Source organism: Spirulina sp. CS-785/01, from assembly GCF_028330525.1.
Taxonomy (GTDB): Bacteria; Cyanobacteriota; Cyanobacteriia; order Cyanobacteriales; family Spirulinaceae; genus JAQMSD01.
Map to the genome: position 1 here is coordinate 1 of NZ_JAQMSD010000272.1, position 4,276 is coordinate 4,276.

5 protein-coding genes, 1 pseudogene and 1 CRISPR repeat array are annotated in these 4,276 nt (G+C 40.5%); of the genes and pseudogenes, 1 reads left to right on the forward strand and 5 read right to left on the reverse strand.

Annotation, left to right across the window (positions count from 1 at the left end; translation table 11 throughout):
- From cas2 to PN462_RS17645, 5 genes and pseudogenes are all read right to left on the reverse strand, one after another.
- Positions 1 to 166, reverse strand: a pseudogene (gene cas2 / locus PN462_RS17625) (CRISPR-associated endonuclease Cas2); the annotation flags it as partial.
- A gap of 18 nt (positions 167 to 184) precedes the next feature.
- The gene (locus PN462_RS17630) at positions 185 to 385 is read right to left on the reverse strand and encodes a hypothetical protein (RefSeq protein WP_272130133.1); all 201 of its coding nucleotides are present in this window, start codon (positions 383 to 385) and stop codon (positions 185 to 187) included.
- A gap of 25 nt (positions 386 to 410) precedes the next feature.
- Entirely contained in the window at positions 411 to 722 is a 312-nt protein-coding gene (locus PN462_RS17635) for a glycosyltransferase (protein WP_272130134.1), read from the reverse strand.
- Positions 691 to 1,938 (reverse strand): glycosyltransferase, encoded by a 1,248-nt coding sequence (locus tag PN462_RS17640; protein WP_272130135.1) that lies wholly within the window; start codon positions 1,936 to 1,938, stop codon positions 691 to 693. The genes PN462_RS17635 and PN462_RS17640 overlap by 32 nt, the downstream gene beginning before the upstream one ends.
- Positions 1,939 to 1,975: 37 nt before the next feature.
- Positions 1,976 to 3,064, reverse strand: coding sequence for a glycosyltransferase family 2 protein (locus PN462_RS17645; protein ID WP_272130136.1), 1,089 nt, complete (start codon positions 3,062 to 3,064; stop codon positions 1,976 to 1,978).
- A gap of 15 nt (positions 3,065 to 3,079) precedes the next feature.
- On the opposite strand from PN462_RS17645, the gene PN462_RS23625 reads away from it, so the two are divergent.
- On the forward strand, positions 3,080 to 3,238 hold the full coding sequence (locus tag PN462_RS23625) for an NAD-dependent epimerase/dehydratase family protein (protein WP_443029209.1): 159 nt from the start codon (positions 3,080 to 3,082) through the stop codon (positions 3,236 to 3,238).
- 196 nt (positions 3,239 to 3,434) lie between these two features.
- A CRISPR array of direct repeats spans positions 3,435 to 4,130; the repeat unit is 36 nt; unit sequence GTTTCCAATCAATTAGTTTCTCCAGCGAGTGGAGAC.
- The last annotated feature ends 146 nt before the right edge of the window (positions 4,131 to 4,276 follow it).

The following is a 4,276-nucleotide window of genomic DNA, read 5'->3' on the forward strand; positions in this document are numbered from 1 at the left end:
CAGTCACCGGAGGCTCACCCCACACCTCCACCCGTCCCAACGTATGACGCGACAACGGATAAAAACGAATACTATCCTCCCCCTCCTCATAACGATGCCGCAACCGTTCCCGCAACTCCTCAAACTTCCTCTCATCCAACAGGCATTCAAACACCGAATATTGAACAAATCTTTTGCGCAGTCCTCATCCATAATCTGTGACATAGTGACGTGAAACTGTGGTATCTTTGGCATAGCGATCGCAAAATACAAATTCATCATCTCGATACATCACATATTTGTCTTTAGATAAGGGTTTTGCTTGTTCTCGATGTAAGGTTAAGTGCATCATCGTCTGTTCTGTAAAATAGTTCGGTTTTTCCTCTAAATTTAAAAACCGTTCCATTGCAAAAGACCAATCCGGTTGTTTTTTAAAGATAATAAATCCGCCATTCACAATAAGCAATAAATGGGTGATATTTTTGAATAATCTCTACACTTCCATCGGTGCTTCCTCCGTCAATAATAATTAACTCAATGTGAGGATAATTTTGCAGTAAAACAGACCGGATTGTTTCTTCTAAAAATTCTGCTTGATTATAACTGGGAATAATGACACTAATCAGAGGATAATCTTGCGCTGTGGGGTCAATATCACTGCTTTTTGTCCAACACCATCCCGTTTTACCAGCAGGAGGAGTGGGAAGGTCATCAAGGGTTAATACTTGGCTGAGAATGGGCATTTTCTAAAATACTTTGATAGAGTTTAATATAGCGTTCGGTTTGTAGTTCGATGGAAAATTCCTTTTCAGCAACTTCTCTGCAATTTTGAGACAAACGCTTGTATTTTTCAGGGTTATCTAAAAGTGCTGCGATCGCACTCACAAAGGCTGACGTATCCTCTAAGGGGACTAACTCCCCTGTAATCCCAGGACGGACAATATCCGACACTCCCCCCACATCAAATGCTATGGTGGGTTTTCCACAAGCCGCAGCTTCCAGTGCGACTAAACCGAAAGACTCCGCACGACTGGGAAGCAGAAACAGGTCAGACGCAGAATAGGCGATCGCTTTAAGTCTCTCGTGACTCACATACCCCAAACTCACTGTCGGAAGATTGACCTTTTCTGTGATGCTTTCCCCTTGATGACCAAAGGTTAATAACAAAACCTTTTCTTTCCACCTGGGGGGAAGACTCTCCAAAATTTTGATCAGCAAATCAGCACCCTTCCAACGATCATGGGGGTTAAACACTCCAAACATTAGCACAATTTTGTCCTGGGGGAGTCCTAACAACTGCTGACACTGCTGCTGGTCTAAGGGTTGATATACATTCACATCCAACCCCAAAGGGATGTGATGGATATCAAAACGCTTTAACAAACTCTGTTGTGCGATCGCTTCGGTCCGACGACTATTGGCTACCACCGTGAGGTTAGAATGAGCATAGACCCACTGTTTTAACTTCCACTCCCAACGAGTCCCATCTCGCTCAATACTAGGGTACTCCTTGGGGTAAGGACAACGACCACATCCGGTTTTCCAGCGATCGCACTCATAACTATAGACACAATGACCCGTCAAACTCCACATATCATGTAAGGACAAAACCCCAGGTTTGTGTTGCGTTAAACGAGGAATTGCTAAATAATTAAAATACCCGGTATGTAAATTATGAAAATTAATAATCTCTGCGGCTTGAAAAATCGGTTCTTTGGGAATTGCAAAACTACTGATCAGATTAATATAATTTAAACCTAATCTACGATTAATACGCGATAACTGATTTTCCCAACGAACCCACCGTGTGACGGGAGTGACTCTACTCGTACCAATTTTTTGTTCTCCCACCAACAAATGTGAATCCACTTGATAGTTCAATAAACCTTGATGAAGACGATAACCAGCAACTGCTGCTCCTCCTCCCCAATCGGATTGATTGAGATGCAAAATTTTCATAAAATTGGTAATACTAATCTACAATATTATTAATTGATCATTTAGTCATGTCTGTATTGGCTTCTAAATCTTGTTGAGCCACTCCTTTAATTCCAGATTTAATTAAAGCAGCAAACAGCATCTTCAACAAAAGTAAGAAACTAAACAAAGTTTCCACCGTTTTAGGTAAAAATTTGAGCATAAAGATTGCATGAATAATAGCATAGTGATACTGACGTTGTAACAATAAAGAGCGACTATAACTTTCACTGGCTTTACCTAAATAAAAATAAATACTTTTTTTAACTTCTTGTTTCTTGTTTTCATCAGTAAAACGAGACAGTACAAGATTTAATGCTCTACAAAAATCTTTAACATTAATACCTTGTACCGCATTTTTATTAGTCCCTGACTGGGAGTGAATACGATATAAACAATAAGGTTTTTTGACCCAACCCACCTTCCCACTAGCAGCTATCCTTGTCCACATTTCCCAATCCAAGGCATGAATTAATTGAGTGTTAAATCCTCCCACTTGTTCATAAATATTACGCGATACAACCACCGCAGGACACAGAAGAATACTCATACTCGAAAGAACTTGCTGTGCATTTTTGACATAATTATTTTCATTTTCTAGATAACTGGAAATATTATACCAATTTTCATATTCATCCATAATAATGGATTGACCAACAATCATAACCGAGTCAGTGGTTTGAATAATCTCCTGATAAGCAGTGTAAAATCCAGGTAAAACCAAATCATCATCATGGAGAATATGAATCCAATGACCTTTTGCTCTTTCAATGCAAGTGTTCCAATTATCAGCAATAGGAACTTTTTGGGGTTGACGATACACAGAAACCCTATCTCCTGCTATTTCTTTGACGATTTGAGCAACATCCACTTGAGTAGAACCATTATCAATCACTTCTATCTGCATCTGCTCTGGAGGAATATCTTGCTCTAGCACAGTCTTTAAGGTACGCTTAAAATAGTCAACGCGATCGCAAGTCGGAATCATAACTGACCAGAAAGGTCGTGATTCTGTTTCTGGTCTAGGAGTAATTGTAGGACAAATATCTTCAATGGCTATTTTGTTGATATTTAAACGGGCAACTGACTGAATCTTTGTAAATTTCATAGAACATCTAACACTATGGATTACCCAACAATATTATTAACTGGTGGCACAGGTTTTTTAGGGAGTCATTTAGCCCAAAAACTCTTACAAAATAACTACAAAGTTATCATTTTAAAACGGAGTTTTTCCAATTTAAAGCGGATTGAGCCTATTGTATCACAACTGACTCTATAGGATATTGATACAATTGATCTAGAGCAACCCTTTCATGATTTTCCGAAAATTGCAGCGTGATTCATACAGCCACTTGTCATGGACTCCAGACCTCCATCCGCCGCACAAACCCCTGTAAATACTTTTTCCGTCCCCTCTCATTCAAAAAACAGCCCCCATCCCGATACTCAAAATCCCCCATTCAAAGTTAAACTCCGTTTCCAATCAATTAGTTTCTCCAGCGAGTGGAGACTAAGTTTTTATTGGAATTCCGGAAGAAAAACATCTTCGCGTTTCCAATCAATTAGTTTCTCCAGCGAGTGGAGACACTAGGGGCAGCATTTAATGATACTTGGCGTACCGTTAGTTTCCAATCAATTAGTTTCTCCAGCGAGTGGAGACTAAGCCCGACAGAGAAGGTACATCCCAGTTAAAGTAGTACGTTTCCAATCAATTAGTTTCTCCAGCGAGTGGAGACACTCTTCAAGCAATGGCTTCCTTTAGGTTATCCCAACGTTTCCAATCAATTAGTTTCTCCAGCGAGTGGAGACACCTATCCTGAAGTCTGCTGTAAAGTATGACAAGCGTTTCCAATCAATTAGTTTCTCCAGCGAGTGGAGACCAGCCGAGAACTGTCCAGATTCACGGTAGCACGCCTGTTTCCAATCAATTAGTTTCTCCAGCGAGTGGAGACGTTGATTAATTGGGGGGAAAGAGCTGAGATGGCTCAAGTTTCCAATCAATTAGTTTCTCCAGCGAGTGGAGACTTACCCGGCGGACGGGGTCAAGCAAATCTCTTTTGAAGGTTTCCAATCAATTAGTTTCTCCAGCGAGTGGAGACGCATAAATACATTTATTCTGGGCTGCTATTAGCAGCGTTTCCAATCAATTAGTTTCTCCAGCGAGTGGAGACCCTTCAATTTTAAACCCAGATATAGCGGGATGTCTAGACCCCATTTTTTACAATCTCCTAAAAAGACTCCCCAAACTTCCCCAAATCACCCCTCAAAAAACGCTGAAACCCTTGTCTCATAAGGTATCGGCCATCAAAACGAAAGA